Raw genomic sequence first — 20,455 nt, 5'->3', positions numbered from 1 at the left:
TCGCAGCTGCCCGGCAGGAGCTGAGGGCAGGCTGATCCGGGAGATGCCGGGGAGGCTGGGAGCAGCCCTGACAAAGCCGGGATGTGCCAGTACTGCCAGATGGCGCGGGTCCGGCGAGCGGGATCGAAAGGAGTACGCGAGGAACCGATGTCGTAAAGCCTCTTGCACCTCATCAGTATGGCCATCGCGATGGAAGCCGGCGACGATCCGAGCCAGGTCGCTATGCCGGACGACATACCGCAGGAGGTGCTGAGCGTGCTGCACGCCCGCCGAATGGCGATCGACGCGGTGCCCGAAGTCAGCGCGGGTGAACGGGTCCCGGATCGCCGAACGGTCCTCGTGGGGCGGGAAATCACCGACGAACTCAGCGACGTCAATTTGGGCACGATCTGCGCGAGACTCGCCACCGGCCTTCAGCACTGCGCGGGATGCCGGTTGCCGATCGCCGAGGACGGGCCGGCGAACTACGAGTCCCTCAGCTTACGAAGCATGCGCTACGGGCGGAACTGCGAGGAAGCGAGTTGACCACCATGCGGGGCGAGAAGGTCGTTGGAACTCCTAACAATATTGATCTTGGAATAGGTTGATCATCGGGGTTGTCGATCAGGTCCGTGAGGAAGGGGCAGCAGCCGCCGTGGATCGTGTCTGACGCGCTGTGGGCGCGGATTGAGCCGTTGTTGCCGGTCGTTGTCCCTCGGCGTAGCGACCGTCCGGGCCGTCTCGCCGGCGGTGCGCGTCGCGTCCGCGTCAAGCGGTACACGCGCGCATTCGCCGTCCGGGAATTCTCGCGGCCCGGACGCCGATTCAGGAAGGTCGGATCCGGGTGCTCGGTCCGGAAACGTTGGCCCCTCCGTCCTCGGCCGATTGCTCGTGCATCGTGAACCCGACACCGCGCGAGTCGCCCGTGCGCTCGGCGGTCTCGGGACAGGACAACCCCGCCTTGCGAAGCGCCGGGTTCTCAGGCGAGACCGATCTGGCTGTAGAAGGTCTGGTTGTCCCAGAACAGGAATTCCTCGTCCATCGTGCCCTGCCTGTTCCATATGCCGACGGTGCACATGTTGATCGCGTAGGACTTCCCAGTGGGGGCGACGAAACCGCCCTTGCCGTCGGGCATCGGCTTGGTGAAGGTGCCTCGCATGACACCCGTGACCGCCGTCAGGTTGTCCTTGGCCACCCTCAGCGGATGGACGTTGATACGTGTGTCCGGCGCCCAGACGAACATTGCCGCCAGGTCGGCGATGTGCTGGTCGATACCGTCCGTGTAGTGCCCGTCAGGCCAGTGCACACGAATGTGAGTGGCGTGGCTCTCGCCGAGTCGGGACCACTCGGCATGGGAGAATACGACGAAGTCCAACTCGTCGAACGTTTCCAGATGCGCTCGTTCTTCGGCGGTCAGATGCTTCGGGTATGGAGGACTCACCACTCCGCCATCCGCCGGATCGGGTAGCGGTACCCACGCTCCCGACGGATCGACCCCCGCGGCCAGCGCCGGAGTGGTACCCGACTCGACAGCGGTCAGGGCCAGGACGCCAAGCGCGACAGCTCCACCTGACCTCAGCACGGCACGACGATCCATTGTCATCTCCCTTATCGATGTGTTCAACGCAAAGCCCGACCGCGATCGACGATAGAGGCGGACCACCACCAGAGCGATGATCGACATGCTCAGGGTTTTGTCTCAGCGTCTCAGATCTGAGCTGATCGGTATTCTGACTTGGTGGATCCCTTGTCTGAAGTACTGAGCCTTACTCGGGTGCGGGGCGCGGTTGCTGCTACGCTCGACGCCGGCGACCGGTGGGGCGTGGATGTCGACGACGTGCCCTGGGCCACGTTTCACGCGATGATCCACGGCGTCGCATGGCTGGCGATGGACGGACATCCGCGGCGTCGTCTCCTGCCAGGCGATCTGCTCGTCCTGCCCAGGGGGCAGCGCCACCAGTTGCTGAGCGACCCGGGGACAGCGACGGAACCGTTTGTTCGCCTGGCTGCCCGCCAGGGATTGACGGCCGGCGGCAGGCTCACGATCGGACACGGAGAGCCCCACACCCGTATCCTGTGCGGCTCCTTCCATCAGGACGCCGCACTCAACGCCCAACTGCTGACTCTGTTGCCGCCGGTAATCCACCTGCACGCGGATCCGAACAGACCGACGGATCACGTGCTACACCTGTTGGCATACGAGATCAGCGGTGCGCGAAGCGGTACCGACACCATCCGCGACCGGCTGCTGGACGTGCTGCTCGTGCATATCGTCAGGGCGTGGCTCACGACCACCGAGACCGAATCTCTGCCCCCGTCCTGGCTCACGGCGCTGCGTGACCCACTGATCAGTGAGGCGCTCGCCGCACTTCACAGCGACATCGCCCGCAACTGGACTCTCACGGATCTTGCCACGCGTCTCACCGTTTCCCGCGCGACCTTGGCCCGCCGCTTCAGCGCCCTTGTCGGCCAGACACCATTTGAGTACTTGACGAACTGGCGAATGGAAGTGGCGGCCCGCCGGCTGACGTTCACCGACGAGCCTGTCGGTCCCATCTCCCGGGCGGTCGGCTATACCAGCGAATACGCATTCAACCGTGCGTTCACTCGAGTGCGCGGCATGCCTCCCGGTCGTTTCCGCGCGCTGGCGGCGCGGGCAGAACGGAACGACGCTGCGGCTGGACGATCGATTCCTTGACCGCGGCGGCCGGCCGCCACAGGAAGATGGGGTCCGTCTCAGCAACGGTGTTTCCAGCGTTGTTGATTACTAGGTTTCGGCGGCCGGCCAGCGGTCACCGAAGGTGATGGCGAGCGCGTTCAGCACGGGCTTCCAGCGCATCGTCCATCGGGTGCGCCCGGCCCCGGTCGGGTCCAGGCTGCGGGTCACAAGGTACAGGCACTTCATCGCGGCCTGCCCGGTGGGGAAATGCCCCCGCGCGCGGACCGCTCGACTGACACCCCGCCGCGTCCGACTCATCCCCGAAAGCCCGGCTTCGACGCCGGTCAACTCGAAGCCACGAAGCCCGACATCGGACCGCGCCACCGCCGGCAGCCCCTCAATAGTCACTCAGCGTTAATTCCACTAATACGAGGATGATTCAACTGAACGGCGACAGATCAAAAGGACTTTCGACTGCTTCCGGCCCGGAAGATCCCACGATAGAGTTCGAGGTATGGACGCTTGCGACCTTGCGGACCGCATGGTCGAAGAACGCCTCACATGAACTCTCTTCCCGTCTTGCTTTAAAGAACGAGTCGATGATGGAAACCTTCGCCTACAAGGCCAGTCTCTTTCCTGGGCAGCAACTCAACGCGCTCGCCGGGATCGCGTCCGACGGTAGTACTGCCGTTTTCAACGAGCCTCTGACGGACGGATTCCGAGGGCCCGTCGACCGGGTGATCGCCGGCGGGCACCCGGAGGAGTGTTCCTTCGGGCCATTCCCCATTCTGGCACCGTGCCGAACCTGGACCGAACTGGTCGAGAAGTTCTTCGCACCGTTCACCTTCCACGGTCGCCCCACGTCCTTCGCCGGAGCTGCGGTCATGCAGAAGCACAGCCGTCAGTCCGCGACGATCCGCCAACAACTTGCGGAGAAGTTCGGGGTCCGGGTGGAGGACGCGGACGACAACGCCGATCGCAGTTTCGTTCTGGTCCGCGTCCCGCGGAAGGTGCAGAACAATGAGATCAACCTCTCGGGTCCGCAGACTCGGCAGATGTGGGATTCCGTCCTCGCGCGGTGCCGTGATGAGATGAACGAAGTCCGAGGACGGTTGAAGCCTGCGCTCAACGGGGACTCGTTCTCCCCGGACGCGGTCCGGAACATCCTTGACACGGTGGAGAACACTCTCGGCTCCCACCTCGTCGAGAGCCTTTCAGTTGGCGACGAGGCGTTCCAGATCTTCGTCTACACCAGGAAGCAGTTCGAGCTCATCTGTGCCGCCATGGACAGGAGCGGCTGGGAGGACGCGCACGCACTCAGTTTCCGGTACTTCACGTCAAAGAACTTCCTGCTGTACGCAACCGCGCCGAGGCTGGCCTCCGGCGACCCGTCCTTCTCGGCTCTGCAGCCGCTTCTCGGCGACCAGGTCTATGGAGTCAAGGAATCAGTCTTCAGTCTTCTGCTGAACGACGAAGCCGTGCGGAAAAGCACCGCCATCAGCAGTCTGACCTGCACGGGGGCACATCTCGTTTCCATGGCCGACGTGTCGGCCATGGGGGTTCAAGCCCCGCGGCCGCCTGTTCCCACTCCGGTCGGCGAATTGGTCGACGCGGTCACCACCCAGGCCGCCATCGCCCGCTTCGGGTCCGAGGGCAGCGGCACCTCGGCGGTGCCCAGTGATGTTTCGGTTTCCTATGCCAGCCTGTACGAGGCGTTCACCACGGCCACTCCCGCTTGCGCCCTCTGGTCCCCGTACGTCAGCTTGACGCAGCCCTATGTAAAGCTCGACGACTTCTGGAACACGGCCAAGACCGACCGATCAGCCGTGCGGCATCTCACTGTCGTGGCCGACGTCATCGAGTTGCGGAACTCGATCGACCTCTCCTCGCTCAGCACAGTCACCCTGACCTGCCGGCTGCTGATCGTCGGAACGCAGGACGGAACGGTCCCGACTGTGAGGCTTTCGGCAAGCGCCTGGGATCCGCTGCAGTTGTACTGCGGCTCAATGAGCGGGACGTGCGCCTTCGAAGCGGCCGAAGATCCGGCCTCACGGCGAGTAGTGTTCGCCGACGACGCCGTCTCCCTGAGGCCAGACGACAAGCAGGTGGCATTCGACAGCTTCTTCGGCGGAAAGTACCCGGTCGAGCTCTTCACCGGCGCCTCAGCGGCGGCGGATGCGCGGTGGCGCAGGGACACGATCGAGACCGGTCTTGAGACGCTGCTGCTGACTTCGGCAGCGGCACTGCGTCCGCAGGCGATCCTGTCGCCCGGGTTGAAGCAGACCGCGGTCGAGTCCTGGCAGTCTCTGCAATGGCTCATCGGCTATTTTCGGCAGATCACGGACAGTTTCACCACGGCGGGCAAGGTGCCACCGGACCGCGTGGTCTCGCTCTACGGCCTCGCCACCACGCTGGCCCGCTCGGCGCCGGATCCGCGTAAGCCAACCGAGCAGGTGGTGCCGCAGGTGCCGTCGCTGCGTTTCACGGCTTTCCAGGACGCAGTCAACAAACTCCTCGACGTCGCGGACACCTACGCGACGCAACTCCGTCGGGCCAACGAAATGCTGGTCGACTTCGGCCTGGCCCGGGAGCGGGAGTTTAGCGACGAGAAGAGAGATGCATTGCTCCGTGAGACGGCCAAGTTCATGGTCACGCAGAACGAAGCACTGGCGAAGAAAGAGGACGACCTGGTCGACGCCCACAACGCTGTCATCAACAAGAACAACGAGGCCATGCTGGTTCTCAGCCAACGTGAAGGACAGTTGCGCACGCAGTACCAGGCGTTCCTGAAGAAGCTGCAGGAGGCGCAAAAGGCGATGAGCGACGCCATCGCCGAGGAATCCCGGAAACAAGAGACCAAAATGGTCTTCGAGTTCGTCGGCGGCCTGGTCGAGGTGTTCGGCGGACTGATGACCGGCCTCTACGGCTTCAAGGTGGCGGGGGCTGCCGAGGGCATGGAGAAGACCCTCAAAAAGTGGGAGTCCTTCCTGAAACTTGCGGAAACCGCGAACAAGCTGATCGAGTCTGGTACAAAACTGGCCGACAGCATCGAACAAGTGGTCAAACTGGACAACTCGACGCCGAGCACCGTCGCCGAGCCGCCGAACGACACGGATTGGGAAGTCTTCATGAACGACGCCGAGGCCAAGGTGCGCCCGGCGGAGGAATTGATCAGGCCGGAGGTGGAGCGGTTCGTCGCCTCCGTCCGCAACCTGGTGGCGATCGCCAAGTCGCTCAACGCGGTCGAGGAGCAGAAGGTAAGACTGCAGTTCAACAATTTCACCGAGTCCACCGCCCGCGCCGTTTCACAGCGCCAGGCGGAGAGGCTGCGCGCGCTCAAACTCGGCCTGGACAAGCCGTCGGGCCTTCCTGGCCATGCCCACCTCGCCGACCTCGGCCAATTGACGGCCATGCTGCAGCTGTCGCAGAACAGAGCGCTGAACCGGATCGTCGAAATCGCGGCACTGATGGACGACTCGATGACCTACCACTACCTGAGCGGTCCCTCCTTGATCAGGCGGTTCGACATCGCGGAAATCAAGGAGAACCTCGCCGCCCAGGCACTGAGCGCCGTCGAGGCGCTGGGGACCTATCCGTATCCGCCGACGGATCTCCGGGAACCCGTGGAGATCAGGGTGGACAACGTGCCGGTCGAGGACCTGATGTCCGGAGTTGGAGCGCAGATCGCCATCTCACCGACTCATGGCGACCTCCTCAACGCACTGGCTCGCGTCCGTATCAACGCGGTGGACGTCCGGATCGAAGGCGTTTCGACCGCCAAGGGGCAGTGCCACGTCCAACTGGTGTCCACCGGCGCGCCCATGAACGACCGCGGTCTGCGGCGCGAGATTCTCACGTACCGGATGATCTCCCGCGATTGGCACGTAGTCTACGACATCGCGAGCGATCGGACGATCATCGGAACGGAACCCGCGAAGGAGTGGGGTGGGTATTTCACCAAGCCGACGCCATTCCAGCACTGGCGCGTCCTGCTGCCCAGGACACCGGAGAACGCGGGCGCGTCCTTCGAGTCCCCGACCACCGCGGTGATCCTGAGATTCCATGTCGAGGCGATGTACTCCGCCCCACCCGCCGGGCGGATGCGTGCCATGTATGCCGCACCGTCGTTCGCAGCAGCCGGTCCGGACCCGTCCCACTTCCTCGGGCTGCTGAAGGGCTGCTCACTCACGGACGGTTGGGATGTGGCCAGCTTCGTGTCCGTCGACCGGATCAACGATCTCTGGAATCAACGCTGGCGGGCCGAGACGGACGCCGCCTTCCACGGCGACCGGATGTTCGTCCAGAACATCGATATCAGCCACACCCAGGTCCTGCCCGGAAAGATCAGCGTGCGGTACCGTCTCGAAGCCAAGGCCGGTCCGCCGTCCTTGAAGTTCATGGCCGACGCCGAACAATCGGCCGAGGTCGGCATTCCGCTGCTCGAGGGCACCCTGACCACGACCACCTACCGGAATGACACGCCGATCGGCGAGGACACGAAGGGCATAGAAAGCACGAGTTCCCAGCCGGTCATGGTTCGGACCAAAGCCGAGCTGCAGAAGTTGCCCGGCGATGTCGACAAGTTCCACGCCGTGCACATCGATCCTGCGCGGGGCGTGTTCGCGTTCGAGAACATCGTTCTTGATCCGCAGGTCGACACGGCCTTCTGCAACGAGATCGTCGAGTATTTCAAAAAACAGGAACTTCAGCCCTGGCTGCTGGGCTCACTGCGATTCGAGTCGGATCAGGAGTACCTACAGCCGCGGAACTTCGCTTTCCGTACCTTCACCCCTCCGCCGAGCCACCGCAACGACTGGCCGTCGATTCTCGGAATCTACGTCCTCACCTCCACGAGTGTGCCGCCGGTGCACGGAATGCGCCAGTCCTGGCCGGATGCCGCATGGCCGGTCAGCGCCGACTTCGACGCCGCGGTCTACTTCTCCGCCGACCTGCTCTGGAACAAGGAGGTGCTTCCGGCGCTGCACAAGGTCGCCGACGCGACGGTGAGGGTCGATCCCAACACCCACCAGTATTCCGGGGCTTTCACCGGTCAGAAGGTTGTCAGCGACCAGCCGGTGAAACTCGAGAAAGGTTGGGAAAACGGAAAGACGACTTCGGTCTATCCGCACGCCAAGGTCACCTTCGACTACCAGCCGCTCCAACTCACCTTCGATCTCACCGCATTGTCGCTGAACTACGAGCACACCTGGACCGAGTCGTTCCCGTACCAGGGCCGTCACCCGGTGATCAGTGCGGGTGACGCCGACGTGCGCCTCAGCGTGGACTGGGATGACGTGACCCTCTCGTGCTCTTTCAGTGCACAAAGTACAGCCCGGATCGATCCGAAAACGTTCAACGTGACCTTCGGCGACATGACCATATCGCCAGAAGTGGACATAAAGTACCCCATCCACAAGATTTTTGGGATGGAAATCCTGGCTCAGATGAAAAAAGAGGTCGTGGCAAACGCCAAGAGCGAACTCGAGAAGAAATTCTCTGACATGAAGATCGAGTTGCGGGGGATGTCGATGTTCGCGGTCTCCAACCTACTCTTCCCCGAATCCCGGGCCCTCGATCCTTCGGGCGTGTACTTCCCGGGAGACATGGCGATAGTCGGACAAGTGACCCGCACTTGGTCTCCACCGCAAACGGCCTCCGAGGACTAGGTGCCGCGCCCACCGGCCGGCCTCCTGTGCGATCGCCGGGGCCAGGTCGGCTTGCTTGGTCTGCAACCACGTGTCGAAGGTCGGCAGCGGGTCGCGGACCTCCTTCAGGGCGCGCTGGCCAGAAGCCCGGGGAGGTGCTCAGGACCCGGCGGCCGGTTCGAGCATCTCCCCGTTCCACCGCCGCAGGGTGGTGGAACGGCCGCTCGCTCAGGCCGTGGCGGCGAGTGCGTCGTCACGCTGCCGAGCGAGGTGGCCCGCCGCCACGGCCATCAGTGCGTCGAGGTGGTCGCGCGTGGTGAGCAGGGCGGAGATCTGCGCGTCGATCCGCTCCCGCTCGCGTCGCATCACGTCCAGCGTCTCCACGGTGATGTCGTCCGAGGGGGTGTCGACGCACGGCAGCAGCGCGGCGATCGTCTCGCTCGACAGGCCGGCGTCGAACAGCCGGCGCAGCATGCGCACGCGGTCGACCGCGTCTTCCGGGTAGAGCCGCTGCGCTCCCGTCGTCCGGGTGGAGGTCAGCAGGCCCCGCTGCTCGTAGTACCGGAGCGAGCGGATGCTGACGCCGGTGCGGGCGGACAGCTCGCCGATGCGCATCCGCTGGTCTGCCTCGCTCACTGTAACCTCCGCCACTTCTCGTTGAACCTGACATCCGTGTCAGATTCTACCCTGCGATCGGAACCACAACAGGAAAGGACACCATCGTGGAGATCGCGGGATCGGTCGCTTTGGTCACTGGGGCCAATCGCGGCCTCGGCCGGGAATTCGTCGAGCAGCTCAGGGAGCGGGGCGCCAAGAAGGTGTACGCCGCCGCGCGCGACACCAGCACCATCACGACGCCGGGCGTGGTGCCCGTGGCACTGGACGTGCTCGACCCGGAGAGCATCGAGCGGGCCGCCCAGCAGGCGGGGGACGTGACCCTGCTCGTCAACAACGCCGGGATCGCGACCGGCCAGAACCTCATCCGCGGCGACCTGGCGCAGGTCCGCCGGGAGATGGAAGTCCACTTCTTCGGCACGCTGACGGTCACCCGCGCCTTCGCCGACATCCTCGGCGGCAACGGTGGCGGGGCCATCATCAACGTCCTGTCGGTACTGTCCTGGTTCTCCTGGGACGGGGCCACGTCGTACTCGGCCGCGAAGGCGGCGGAGTGGAGCCTGACCGCCGGCACGCGCGTGGAACTCGCCGGGCAGGGCACGCAGGTGCTGGGCGTGCACCTCGGCTCCGCCGCCACCGACATGACGCGCGACTACGACGGGCCCAAACTCAAGCCGAGCGAGGTCATCGGGGCCGCGCTCGACGGCCTGGCCGACGGCGCCGTCGAGGTCCTCGCGGACGAGTGGAGCCGGACCACGAAGGCCGGCCTCGCCCAGGACCCGGCGGAGTTCTACGCCGCGGCCGTGCGCCCAATCCGGAGGCGCACGGCCGGGTGACCGGCCCGGACCTGGTGACCGGCCCGGCCGATCACGGCGCGGGGTGGTGGCGGCTTCGGTCGCGGCCACCTCGGGATCCGGTGGTGGGGGTCGGCTCGGGCCTGGTGGTGAGGCCACCCCGGGGACCGGTGGCCGGAACCAACCCGGGATCCAGTGGCCGGGTTCGGTCTGGGAACCGATGGCCGGGACCGCCTCGGGAACCCGGTGGTGCGACTCGGTCCGAAATTCGGTGGGATCGCCCCGCGAACGGTGGTCGAGACCACTCCAGTAACCGGCAGCCAGAAGCCGCCCTCCTCACGTCGTCGCAGGATTTCTTCGGTGGCCGCCGTCGGGTCACTCGGAAGCACGAGCAGCGAGTCCGCTGCGCGCAACGCGGCAGGGTCCGTGTCGGGGGGTGCCATGAACAGGGAGACTGCGTCGCCGACCACCGCCACGTGGTGCGCAAGTTCGAGGTACCGGCGTGCGCGAACGCTGAGCTCCTGCCGCCATCGCAATTCCCCGCAGTCGACATTCACACCGAGGAGTGTGCCGAAGTTCACCGCGACATAAAGCATCGAGCCGTCGACTTCGACGGCGATCACGCGGTGATCGACTTCGAGCCGCCAGACGATCTCGCCGTCCGGCAGCCGGCGGCGCGCTCTGCAGCTACCCGAACAAGCCCCCCGGATCAGCCCCTGTCGCCACGCTCACGTTTACGTTGCCGACCACCTTTCGCTATAAAGGTGGTCGGCAACGTAAATTGAGGAGAACAACGATGAGCACCCTGTGGACCCCGTTCAAGCTCGGACGGATCGAGCTGGAGCACCGGCTGGCCATGGCTCCGATGACGCGCAGCCGCGCACTACCCGAGGGCACACCATCACCACTGGCACCCGAGTACTACGCCCAGCGTGCCTCGCTCGGCCTGCTGATCAGCGAGGGCACGCAGCCCAGCGAGGACGGTCAGGGCTACCTGGCGACCCCCGGCATTCACACCGACGCCCAGATGACCGGCTGGCGCAAGGTCACCGACGCCGTGCACGACGCCGGCGGGCACCTGTTCATCCAGCTCATGCACACCGGGCGCATCAGCCACCCGGACAACACCCCGCACGGCCGCCAGGCCGTCGCCCCCTCCGCGATCGCACCGGAGGCGCCGATGTTCACCCTGTCCGGCATGCAGGACATCCCGCGGCCCCGCGCGCTCGGCATCGACGAGATCGCGGCCACTGTGGACGATTTCCGGACCGCGGCGGCGCGAGCCATCGAGGCGGGTGCCGACGGCGTCGAGATCCACGGCGCCAACGGTTACCTTATCCAGCAGTTCCTCGCGCCCAACGCGAACACACGCACCGACGCCTACGGCGGTTCCGTGGAGGGCCGGATCCGGTTCGCCGTGGAGGTCGCGCAGGCCGTCGCCGAGGAGATCGGCCCGGAGCGCACCGGCTTCCGCATCTCCCCCGGCTCGACCCTCAACGGCATCGACGAAGGCCCCGAGCGTGCCGCCACGTATCACGCGCTGATCACCGAACTCGCCAAGCTGGACCTGGTCTACCTGCACGTGATGCAGGGCACCGACGAGGCCCTGCTGCACGAGATCCGCGCACTCTGGCCCACCGCGCTACTGGTCAACCGGATCGACCGGCGCCGTGAGGAGCTTGCCGGCGACCTGGACGCCGGGATCGCCGACATCGTCCCCCTCGGGCGGTGGGCGCTGGCGAACCCCGACCTGGTCCAGCGCCTGCAGGAAGGAGCGCCGCTCAACGAGGCCGACCCGGCGACCTTCTACGGTGGCGGTAACGAGGGGTACACCGACTACCCCGTGCTCATCAGGAGGTAACAATGGCCAGCCAGCCGCGCGAGCAGGTGCCGGGCGCAGCCGCCCGGTTCCCGGTCAGCTTCGCGGTGTTCGCGGTCGCCCGCACGCACCGAGCCCTCGCCGCGCACCTGCTCCGCGAGCTGGGTCTGTTCCCCGGCCAGGAGATCATGCTCCTTCAACTGTGGGACAGCGACGGCCAGTCTCAGACCAGCCTCGGCCGCACCCTGGGCATCGACCACTCGACGGTCGCCAAATCGGTCCGCCGGCTGGAGGACGCCGGGCTGGTCACCCGCACCCGGTCCCCCCAAGACCGGCGCGTCACACTCGTGCATCTCACCGACAGAGGCCGCAGGCTCGAGAAGCGCGTCGAGGAAGCCTGGAGCGCCCTCGAACGTGAGACGGTCAAGACCCTGACGACCGACGAACAGGCCACGTTCGTCGCACTCGCCCGCCGGATCGAAGCCGGCCTCGCCAGCGGCGCCTCGGCCGACCTGCCCGGGGCGAGCTGCTGAGCTCGGTCAGGAGAAGCCAGGAGGCGCCGAGGCGGCGTGGAAATGGCCTCGCAGTGTGTCGGTTTCGTATTCGTGCCGGAACAGCCCTCGTTTACGCAGGATCGGCACGAGTTCGTCAACGATCACCTCCAGCCCGTCGATCAGGACATCGGGCTGGAGGTTGAATCCGTCGATCGCCCCGGAGTGGAACCAATCCTCGATGTGATCGGCCAACTGCTCCGGGGTGCCCACAAAACCCGCATGGCCGGAGCCGGTGTAACGAGTCTGCCTCAGGTATTCGCGGACCGTGGGGTTGGTACGCCGGATCTGCGCGACGATCGACTCTCGAAAACCCATGCTGCCCTGGAAGGTCTGGGGATCCGCCGGAGCGGCCAGCACCTCCTCCGGGAACGGCTCGTCGAGGTCGAGTTTCGTCGCGTCGAAACCGATCGACTGCGACAGCCACTGCACCGAATACACCGCGGGACCGGCGTCGTGGAGTTCGTCGCTGCGCCGCCGTGCCTCCTCCTCGGTGCTGCCCAGGCTCAACAGCAGTCCGGGCAGGATCTTGACCTCGCCGGGCGAGCGGCCGTTGTCCCGCGCGAGCCGTTTCACCAGACGGTAGTGCTCGATCGCCTGGCTCTTGGTGAGTTCGGCGGCGAACACCCCTTCGGCCACGCGGCCGGCCAGCGCCCTGCCCTTCGGCGAGCCACCGGCCTGCAGGAGCACCGGGCTCCCGTGCCGTGAGGGCGGCACCCGGAGACGTCCGTCGATGTCGAAGAATTCCTTGTGGTGATGGACCTCCCGGCCGGTGGCCGCCGAATCCCAGAGCGCCCGCACCACGTCGACGAACTCCGAGGCGCGATCGTACCGGTCGTCGCGCGGCGGCACGTCGGGCAGGCCGAAGTTCCTCGCCGCGGCCGCTCCGCGCGTGGTCACGATGTTCCATCCCGCGCGGCCACCGGAAAGGTGATCCCACGACAGCAGGCGCTCGGCGAGTTCGAACGGGTCGTTGAACGTGGTGGACGCGGTCGCCACCATCCCGATCCGCTCGGTGACACTCGCGACATAGCCCCAGTTCACACTGGGTTCGAGGCGGACCGGGTTCGCGTCGTGCGCCGGATCGGCCAGCGCCGGGCCGTCCGCGAGGAAGATCGCGTCCAGGGTGCCCCGTTCGGCGGTCCGGCCGATGGCAGCCCAGTAGCCGGGGTCCACGAAGGAATCCTTGCGCAGCAGCGGCGACTGCCAGGCGGCGGGCAGGTACCCCAGGACGAGCACGTTGATTCCGAGGATCACGTGGCCCGTGCGGCGCTCGGTCATGGTTTGCTCCTCCGGATGCGGTTCACAGGGACGGATGGGGTTGAGGGACGGGAAACGCGGGACGCCCGCCGGGCCTGCGGGGCGGTACCGCGAGCCCGAGTGCCGAGCGCAGTGATCCCCCGGGGGCGATGGGCCGGAACCCCTGGGACAGCAGGCTTTCCGCCCCGGTGATCAGCTCGGCGACGGACTGCTCCGGCGCCGGGCGCAACAGCACGCCGGTCACGCCGGACGGCGGCTGCTCGCCGAGCGGGGTAACGGCCACGGAATCGCCTCCGAGTACGAGATCGGCCTGCGAGGGCCCGGCGACGTCCCCGTACCATGCGATCACCGACGCGCCAGTGGGCGGTTCCGGCGCGTTGAGCGGTCCCGTGATCAGGAATTCGCCACTCAGATCGACGTGCGTGATCTCGTTCGACCGCACCAGGATGCCGGTCTCGCGGTCGCCGATGACCGAATCGTACGGCCAGCTCTGCTCCAGAGCCCGGACCGCGCCGACGGCATCGCGGGCCCTGGCCACCGTGGTCCCGGCCGGGGCCGCGTAACCGTCCCGGACCCCGATGAGCAGGCCGCTGCGGCCGCGCGAAAGATGCCCGAGGGACACGACCCGCCGGGCCAGGTTGTACGGGTGGTCACGCTGCGGGCTCGCCACGATCAGGAACCGGCCGCCGGCCGTGCGCCCGGCCAGGGCGGCGCCGACGGCGCTGCTGTCCAAGGTGTGCTCGTCCGGTGCGCTGCCGTCGACGCGGTCGATGCCGAGCACGGTGAACGCCGCCGGCAGCGCGTCCCACCGGGCGAGCAACTTCGGGTCGCCCGTCAGCTCCACGAGGTGTCCCCCGGCAAGGCCGAGCGCGAGATACGGAGCCGTCATCTGTGTCCTTTCCGGAGCAGTGTGCGGAGATCCGGGCCCCTGGTCGTCAGTCACCCTGACCACCGCGACCGAGCGCCGCCAGGTTGGGCACCGGGTCTTTTCCGTTGACCAGCCAGTCCCCCAGGATGCGTGCCTTGTAGACGCGGGGGTTGTGCGAGGCCAGCGTGCGCGCATTGCGCCAGTGCCGGTCCAAAAGCCTGTTCTCCGACACGCCTGAGGCTCCGAGCGCGTCGAAGACGGTGGTCGTCGCCTGGAGCGCGGCGTCGATGACCGCCAGCTGCGCCTGCGCTGTGACCACTTCGGCTTCGAGCACGCGCTGTTCGCGAATCACCTGGTCGCCCGCGGCGTGTGCCGCGGCCACCAGGTCGAGGCTGCCCGCCGACGCGCGCAATGCCGCTCGCGCGGCGAAGGCGTGCGCCGAGACCTGGCCGATCACCTGCAGCAGTTGCGCGTCGGCGGCGGGTTCGGGATCCAGGCCTTGCGGGTAGTTGCGGCCGCGGGCCTTGAGCGCGGCGATTCCGTCCCGCAGCGCCGCACGCGTGATTCCGGCCAGTACGGAAAGCATGGCCGTCTGGTAGAACTGGCCCTGGTAGACGAAGCGCTCCCCGGCCGGGAAGACATCGCCTTCCTCTGCGGGCACGTCACGGTAGTTCGCGCTGCCGCTCGCCGTCGTGCGCTGCCCGAAACCGGTCCAGTCGTCGACCAGTTCGACGCCCGGGTGTTCGCGGCGCACCAGCGCCGTCAGCACGCTGTCCCCGTCGCCCTTCCCGAGGACGTCGAGCCAGTCGGCGTAGAGACTGCCGGTGGCGTAGAACTTGGCGCCGTTCACCAGCCACCGGTCACCGTCCTTGCGGACCGTGGTCTTGAGGTTGGCGAAGGTGCCGTTGTTGGCCTCCGTCCATCCGCCGCCGACGAACTCGCCGTCGAGGAACCGCCGGATCCACCGGTCGTTGGCGGCCGAGGGCGCCGCGTTGAGCCGGTCTTCGACGAATGCCAGGTGGTTGCGCCAGACGTGCGCGACGTTGGCGTCGGCTTCGGCAAGATCGGCGAGCAGTGCGAAGGTCTGCGCCAAGGAAGCTCCGAAGCCGCCGTGTTCGGCTGGGATCCGCACCCGGCCGAAACCCGCCTCCTTGAGCCAGCTCACCTGCTCGTACGGGAAGACACGGTCCTTCTCGCGAGGCACATTGCCCTCGGCGATCCGGTCGAACACCGGCTGGAAGCGGGCGGAAAGCCCCGCGTCGGTCGCGGTGGCGGGACGCAGGTAGGTCAGTGCGGTCTTTTCGTCGGTCGTGGTCATGATGCCTCTCTGTCTCGGCGTGAGTGGATCGGGAGCACGGCGTCCAGCAGTGCCCGGGTGTCGGGATGTCGTTCGGGCGAAAACAACTCGTCCGCCGCGAAGATCTCCACCAGCGAGCCCTGCCGCAGCACGCCGACGCGGTCGCACAGGGACTCGATGATCGCCAGGTTGTGTCCGATGAGGACACACGTCAGGCCGAATGCGCAACACGGCGGTGGGCTCGTTGTCCACCCCGGGATAGCGCCACGCGCTGCCGAATCGCGGATTGCCCAGAAGCAGCAGATGCAGCCGTCGGTCATGGGTGATCTCCTGACGGTTCAGAACAGGGTGCCGGAGAACGGCAGCGAAGCCACGGCGAACAGGCCGTCCGCGCGGCGGAGAGCGTCCGGGTCGTGGACGCCGACCCGGCCCGCGGCCGCGAGATGGCGCCAGCGGGTGCCGCCGAGGTACGCGGCGGCCAAGGTCGTGACATCGACGCTCAGCTCAGGAGCGGCCTCCGTGCGCACCACGGATTTCGGGCCGACCTCGAAGGTTCCGTTGTTGGCGGGCAGAAGCGCGTCGTGCACGCGCAGCACGACAGGATCTCCATCGCCCCAGGTTCGCGCTCGCAATGCCGCCTCCACATCGACCAGGCGAAGCCAGGTCTCGTCGTGCGCGGAGCCGAGTTCCACCGCTCGGCGGTCGACGACGGCGAGCGGCAGCGGGTCGTCGAGCGCGAGTGAGTCGAACGAAACCACGTCGAGCAGATCCAGTGACAGCAGGTGCCGCCACAGCCCGGCCCGCGCGGAATCGGTGAGTGCGACGAAGTCGGTCACCGTGACGGTCTTTTCCCTGCTGGTGAACCAGCCAGTGGTGTCCGCCGGGCGGTAGATCGCGTACCCGTCATCCACACCGCCGCTGCTGTGGACCACGACGTACTGCGCCGCCGGGTCGGAGTCGCGGAGTTTCTCCCGCAGCCGCCACCACCCCGCCGGGCGCCCGATCGCGCCGGTCCACTGGGCCTGCTCGTAGATGCCGGCCAGCAGCGCGGTGGTGACCGCGCTGTCGACGAGCCGCACCGTCCCACCTGCGGGTACTTCGGGACGAAGCAGCGCGCGGCGCAGGTTCACCCGCACCGCTTGCGCGGAGCTCGCGACTCCATAACCGAAACGCTCGTAGATGACCGCTTCCGACGCCCGCAGGGACGCGACCACCTCGCCCCGCTGCGCGAAGTCCCGCAGTTGCCGGGCGACGAGAGCGCTGACGATGCCCCGGCGCCGATGGGTCGGCAGCACTCCGACGTGGGTCACCGCCGCGTGCGGTACACGGGCGCCGCCCGGCACGACCAGCCAGCTGCCGTAGGAGTCCGCCCCGCCGACGACTTCCGTACCGTCCAGAGCGCCGAGGTAGCGTCCCGGTTCGGTGATCTCGGTGGCGTCCACCTCGCGGAAGGGCAGGCCCACCATGGCACGGAGGAACACCTGGAAACCGGCGTTGACCTCCTCGGCGGCGGTCAGCGCCCGGATCTCGAATTTCTGGTTGCCCGTCATACTTTCACTCCGTTCCTGCCGGACATACTCAAACGCTCTCGAGAACGAAGTCGCGGATAGCGTCGACGGCTTCGACGTGATCGACGTCGTTGAGCACGTTGTGCAGACCGTCGCGGATTTCGACAAGCCGCGCTTGTGCCAGCGTGGCATGCCAGTGCCGAGCGTCCTCGATGGACGCGAGCGCGTCCCTGGTGCCGTTGACCAGTAGCACCGGCAGGGTTGCCGTGGCGAACGCCGTCTCGAGATCCCTGGCGGCCGAGGCGAGCGCGGCGGCGGTCACCCGGGGCTCCGGCAGCACGAGTTGCACCAGCGGGTCCTTCTCCAGTTCCTCACGATAGTCCGGGTCCGCTGCCAGCAGGGAGATGTCGAACCGGAAATCGCCGCCATGGGACGTTTCCTCGAGCGAGGTGCGCCCGCGCAGGCTGGCACCGGTCAGCACCGCGCCCGAGAACGGCGACGGGTTCTTGGCGACCACCAGCGCCGTCGTCCATCCCCCGAGAGAATGGCCGCCGATGACCAGCGGCACCCCTGGGCGGCGTTCGCGCACGATGTCGACCAGGGGCCGGGCATCGCGGGCCAGCACGTCGAGAGAACGCACCACCCCGCGCGCGCCACCAGAGATACCGTGGCCCTGGTGGTCGATGGCCCAGACGTCGATGTGCGCGGCGTTGAGGCGGGAGGCCAGACGGCTGTACTGGCCCGAGTGCTCCCCTCCGCCGTGCAGGAACACGAATCCGGCGACGGGCCGGTCGACCTCCCAGGCGCGGTAGTACAGGCGCGCGTCGGGACTGTCGAAGAATGGCATGGTATCTCCTCCTTGTCCTCAGTGGACCGGCTGTCGGCGTACCGCGTCGAGGATGCCGAGTTCGGCGAGCCGGTCCTGCTCGGCCTGGGACAAGGTCTGGATCGAGCCGACCCTCGCCGCGACGTCCGGCCGGGTGATCCGCAACCGCAGGAAGCGGCCCAGCCCGACGAGCAGCAGCGCCAGGAAGACGTAGGGCAGGTACCGGTAGGCGCCTTCCGGGACCGGGATCAGGTTTTTGTAGATGACGTAAAGAATTCCGGCGACCGCCAGCACCGAGACGACGAGACTGCCCGCCGAGAGCGCTTTGATCCGGCGCAGCCACAACGGTGTCGCGATGGCCACGAGCAGGTAGGCGAACAGGTACGCGTAACTTGACACGATCCCGACGTAGACGTCCCACTGGAACCGGCCGACGGTGTTCACCGTGCCGATCAGCCCGATGACGAACCCGACCAACCCTACGAAGGCAATCGCCACGTGAGGCGTCCGGAAGCGTGTGTGCACGCGGCCGAGCGAGCTCGGGAGCGCGTGTTCCCTGGCGAGGGTGAACAGGCTGCGGGCCCCGGAGTTGATGACCGCCGAGGAGAACACGATCATCGCCGTGCCCAGCGTCAGATCCACCACATAGGTCACCCAGCTGACGCCGGCGTTCCGCGCGACGACCGGCAACGGGGTGCTGTCGGTGCCGAGCTGCTCCGGGCCCTGGAAACCGAGCACCTCGGGGTAGGTCGCGAGCAGGTACAGCACGCCCAGCCCGATCACCAGCCGCAGGATCGCGCGCGGCACGTTGCGGTGCGCGTCGCGGGCCTCGTGCCCGAGTGAGGCGGCGCTTTCGAATCCGGCGTAAGAACCGACAGCGGTCACCGCGGCGATCAGGGTGGTGCTGCTGCCCAGGTGGCTCAGCGTGAACTGGCCGCCGTCGATACGCGCGCCGTAGGTCACATACGAGGCGACCAGGATGATCCCGATCGCGAGCAGGGACACCACTTCGAATCCGAGGCCCAGCTTCACCGAGACGCTCACGCCGCGGAAGGGGATGTACAGCGCGGCCGCGGTGGCCAGCACCAAAAGCGCGATCTTGACCACCAGGTGATCGGTGTGCAGCCCGATCTCCTGCAGGAAGGAATTGAAGTACAGTACGGCGCCGAGCACCCCGCCGGCGGCGAACCCGATGTAGCCGATGATCAGCGCCCACCCGGTGACGAAGGCCGCCACCGGGCCGAGGCCGTTGCCCGCGTACGTGCCGAGGGAACCGGACGAAACCGTACGCCGCGCCTGCAGCGCGATCACCGTGGCGACGAGGTACACGAGGACGCCGCCGACGATGGCCGCCCAGAGAGCGCCCTTGCCCGCGACGAGGAACAGTGAGCCCGGCACGCCCGCGATCGCCACGCTGGGCGCCGCGGCGGCCAGGCCCTGGGCGAAGACGCCGAGACCGGATACGGCACCGGCGGGCAGTTCGCCCCCGGGTGCGTCGAGAACGGCGGAGCCGCTCTCCGGGATGGATGCTTCTGCGGTCATGATGGTGGGCCGAACCTTTCGGTGACAGAACCGAAAACGGGACAGACCTGACGGGATTTGCCAGGCAGCACGGGGTGTCCGCAGCGCAATTCGCGGCGGAAAAAGGAAGGAATGTAGGCGCGACGACCGCTTCCGGCGCGGTCGTCAGGGGTTGTCGGGCTCAGTGACAGAGGGAGCCGGACATCCGGCACAGGTCCAGGTAGCGCCTGCTGAAGAAGGGGACCATCGGGGGCACGAGGCGACACTAATTGAAGGAACCGGCGTTTTCCAGCGCTCTCACAGAGCGACCACCTGGTGAAACAGGCAATTTCTTCACCTGATATCGCGCTTTCCGGCGGCTCACTGCCTCGTTCATTTTATTTCAGTCCGAAGCGAAATCGGATACGGATTCCGATGGTGTCCGTCGGTGGTTCAGGCCGGCGTCGGCGTCGCGGAACGCGGCCACATGAGCCGTGGCAGATCGGGTGGGCAGGTCGGCCGGAACGATCGCGCTGCCGGTAACCGTTATCGCCGGTTCGAGCGGGATCGCACGGACCTGATCGACCTGACCCGCGCAGCATCGCCCAGGTTCGCGGATCCGACCCGACCTCGACGAGTCCCGGGCACCCAGGCAACACAGCAGGACTTGACATGGAAGAGGAATGGCCCCGGCGTGGCCGACAACCTCGCCGGTCTCGACGTGATCCGGCTGGTCGACAACGCCATGACCCACAACAGCTAGGCGAAGAGCGGGTGGGTGGCCAGCGGGTGGACCTCGAACGTCGCGTACGGGTAGATGGGCAGGCTCTGGAGCGCCTCGTGGAGCTCATCGGGAGTGTCGGCCGACCAGATGCCGAAGTTGCCTTTCTTGCCCGGCACGGACCAGAGCTTGACCAGTGTGCCAGCGTCGATCAGTTTCCGTCCGGCCGCCCGCTCCCTCGCGACGAGTTCGTGGCGCTCGGGTTCAGGCAACGCGTAGATGCCGGAGACATCGATGTGCACCAGGTAGTCGGACATCGCTAACTCCCCGCAGGGTGGGTCGATCGTTCATCGGGCGTCCGTCACGCCCACGACGGTCAACCCGCCTCTCGAGGTGATCATTCCGGGGCGCGA

Annotated in this window: 17 protein-coding genes and 1 pseudogene; 7 read left to right on the top strand and 11 right to left on the bottom strand. The window is 66.8% G+C overall.

Translation table 11 applies throughout. The annotated features are described in order from the left end of the window. The first annotated feature begins 177 nt into the window (after positions 1–177). Positions 178–525 carry a hypothetical protein gene (locus ORV05_RS13950; protein WP_268758910.1) on the top strand — a complete coding sequence of 116 codons (348 nt, stop codon included), beginning with the start codon at positions 178–180 and terminating at the stop codon, positions 523–525. Between the two features lie 433 nt (positions 526–958). Here the strand turns inward: ORV05_RS13950 and ORV05_RS13945 are convergent, their stop codons facing one another. After that, positions 959–1,663: an ester cyclase gene (locus ORV05_RS13945; RefSeq protein ID WP_268758909.1), complete on the bottom strand. Its 705-nt coding sequence runs from the start codon at positions 1,661–1,663 to the stop codon at positions 959–961. Between the two features lie 54 nt (positions 1,664–1,717). On the opposite strand from ORV05_RS13945, the gene ORV05_RS13940 reads away from it, so the two are divergent. Further along, positions 1,718–2,677 (top strand): AraC family transcriptional regulator, encoded by a 960-nt coding sequence (locus tag ORV05_RS13940; protein WP_268758908.1) that lies wholly within the window; start codon positions 1,718–1,720, stop codon positions 2,675–2,677. Between the two features lie 69 nt (positions 2,678–2,746). On the opposite strand, the pseudogene ORV05_RS13935 reads toward ORV05_RS13940, so the two are convergent. Then, a pseudogene (locus ORV05_RS13935) lies at positions 2,747–2,929 on the bottom strand (IS256 family transposase); the annotation flags it as partial. 143 nt (positions 2,930–3,072) lie between these two features. Here ORV05_RS13935 and ORV05_RS13930 point away from each other — a divergent pair. Then, entirely contained in the window at positions 3,073–8,304 is a 5,232-nt protein-coding gene (locus ORV05_RS13930) for a hypothetical protein (RefSeq protein ID WP_268758907.1), read from the top strand. A gap of 207 nt (positions 8,305–8,511) precedes the next feature. On the opposite strand, the gene ORV05_RS13925 is transcribed toward ORV05_RS13930, so the two are convergent. Continuing rightward, positions 8,512–8,919 (bottom strand): MerR family transcriptional regulator, encoded by a 408-nt coding sequence (locus ORV05_RS13925; protein WP_326938141.1) that lies wholly within the window; start codon positions 8,917–8,919, stop codon positions 8,512–8,514. Between the two features lie 86 nt (positions 8,920–9,005). Here ORV05_RS13925 and ORV05_RS13920 point away from each other — a divergent pair, with 86 nt between their 5' ends. The 3 genes from ORV05_RS13920 (at position 9,006) to ORV05_RS13910 (ending at position 12,044) form a co-directional block, all read left to right on the top strand. Further along, a complete protein-coding gene (locus ORV05_RS13920; protein WP_144590607.1) occupies positions 9,006–9,734 on the top strand; it encodes an SDR family oxidoreductase in 729 nt (242 codons plus the stop codon). Positions 9,735–10,488: 754 nt separating this feature from the next. After that, positions 10,489–11,553, top strand: coding sequence for an alkene reductase (locus tag ORV05_RS13915; RefSeq protein WP_268758906.1), 1,065 nt, complete (start codon positions 10,489–10,491; stop codon positions 11,551–11,553). Between the two features lie 2 nt (positions 11,554–11,555). Further along, on the top strand, positions 11,556–12,044 hold the full coding sequence (locus ORV05_RS13910) for a MarR family winged helix-turn-helix transcriptional regulator (protein WP_268758905.1): 489 nt from the start codon (positions 11,556–11,558) through the stop codon (positions 12,042–12,044). A gap of 6 nt (positions 12,045–12,050) precedes the next feature. Here ORV05_RS13910 and ORV05_RS13905 read toward each other — a convergent pair whose 3' ends face one another. From ORV05_RS13905 to ORV05_RS13875, 7 genes are read right to left on the bottom strand one after another with little or no spacing between them, the layout of a single operon-like run. Continuing rightward, positions 12,051–13,343 (bottom strand): NtaA/DmoA family FMN-dependent monooxygenase, encoded by a 1,293-nt coding sequence (locus ORV05_RS13905; protein WP_268758904.1) that lies wholly within the window; start codon positions 13,341–13,343, stop codon positions 12,051–12,053. Positions 13,344–13,365: 22 nt separating this feature from the next. Then, positions 13,366–14,211 (bottom strand): LLM class flavin-dependent oxidoreductase, encoded by an 846-nt coding sequence (locus ORV05_RS13900; RefSeq protein WP_268758903.1) that lies wholly within the window; start codon positions 14,209–14,211, stop codon positions 13,366–13,368. A gap of 46 nt (positions 14,212–14,257) precedes the next feature. Continuing rightward, positions 14,258–15,508, bottom strand: coding sequence for an acyl-CoA dehydrogenase family protein (locus ORV05_RS13895; protein ID WP_268758902.1), 1,251 nt, complete (start codon positions 15,506–15,508; stop codon positions 14,258–14,260). Beyond that, on the bottom strand, positions 15,505–15,807 hold the full coding sequence (locus tag ORV05_RS13890; protein WP_268758901.1) for a hypothetical protein: 303 nt from the start codon (positions 15,805–15,807) through the stop codon (positions 15,505–15,507). Before ORV05_RS13890 ends, ORV05_RS13895 begins: the two co-directional genes overlap by 4 nt. An 18-nt stretch (positions 15,808–15,825) precedes the next feature. Then, positions 15,826–17,037 (bottom strand): GNAT family N-acetyltransferase, encoded by a 1,212-nt coding sequence (locus tag ORV05_RS13885; protein ID WP_268758900.1) that lies wholly within the window; start codon positions 17,035–17,037, stop codon positions 15,826–15,828. A 28-nt stretch (positions 17,038–17,065) separates the two neighbouring features. Then, on the bottom strand, positions 17,066–17,842 hold the full coding sequence (locus tag ORV05_RS13880; protein ID WP_268758899.1) for an alpha/beta fold hydrolase: 777 nt from the start codon (positions 17,840–17,842) through the stop codon (positions 17,066–17,068). 18 nt (positions 17,843–17,860) lie between these two features. Beyond that, on the bottom strand, positions 17,861–19,363 hold the full coding sequence (locus ORV05_RS13875; protein ID WP_268758898.1) for an APC family permease: 1,503 nt from the start codon (positions 19,361–19,363) through the stop codon (positions 17,861–17,863). A 406-nt stretch (positions 19,364–19,769) separates the two neighbouring features. On the opposite strand from ORV05_RS13875, the gene ORV05_RS13870 reads away from it, so the two are divergent. Next, a complete protein-coding gene (locus tag ORV05_RS13870; RefSeq protein ID WP_268758897.1) occupies positions 19,770–20,084 on the top strand; it encodes a hypothetical protein in 315 nt (104 codons plus the stop codon). Here ORV05_RS13870 and ORV05_RS13865 read toward each other — a convergent pair. Then, the gene (locus tag ORV05_RS13865) at positions 20,081–20,359 is read right to left on the bottom strand and encodes a muconolactone Delta-isomerase (RefSeq protein WP_268758896.1); all 279 of its coding nucleotides are present in this window, start codon (positions 20,357–20,359) and stop codon (positions 20,081–20,083) included. The genes ORV05_RS13870 and ORV05_RS13865 overlap by 4 nt on opposite strands. Positions 20,360–20,455 lie beyond the last annotated feature (96 nt).

The organism is Amycolatopsis cynarae (genome assembly GCF_026802195.1).
In the GTDB taxonomy this organism is placed as follows: Bacteria; Actinomycetota; Actinomycetes; order Mycobacteriales; family Pseudonocardiaceae; genus Amycolatopsis_E; species Amycolatopsis_E rhizosphaerae.
This window is presented reverse-complemented; position numbering and strand designations above follow the sequence as displayed.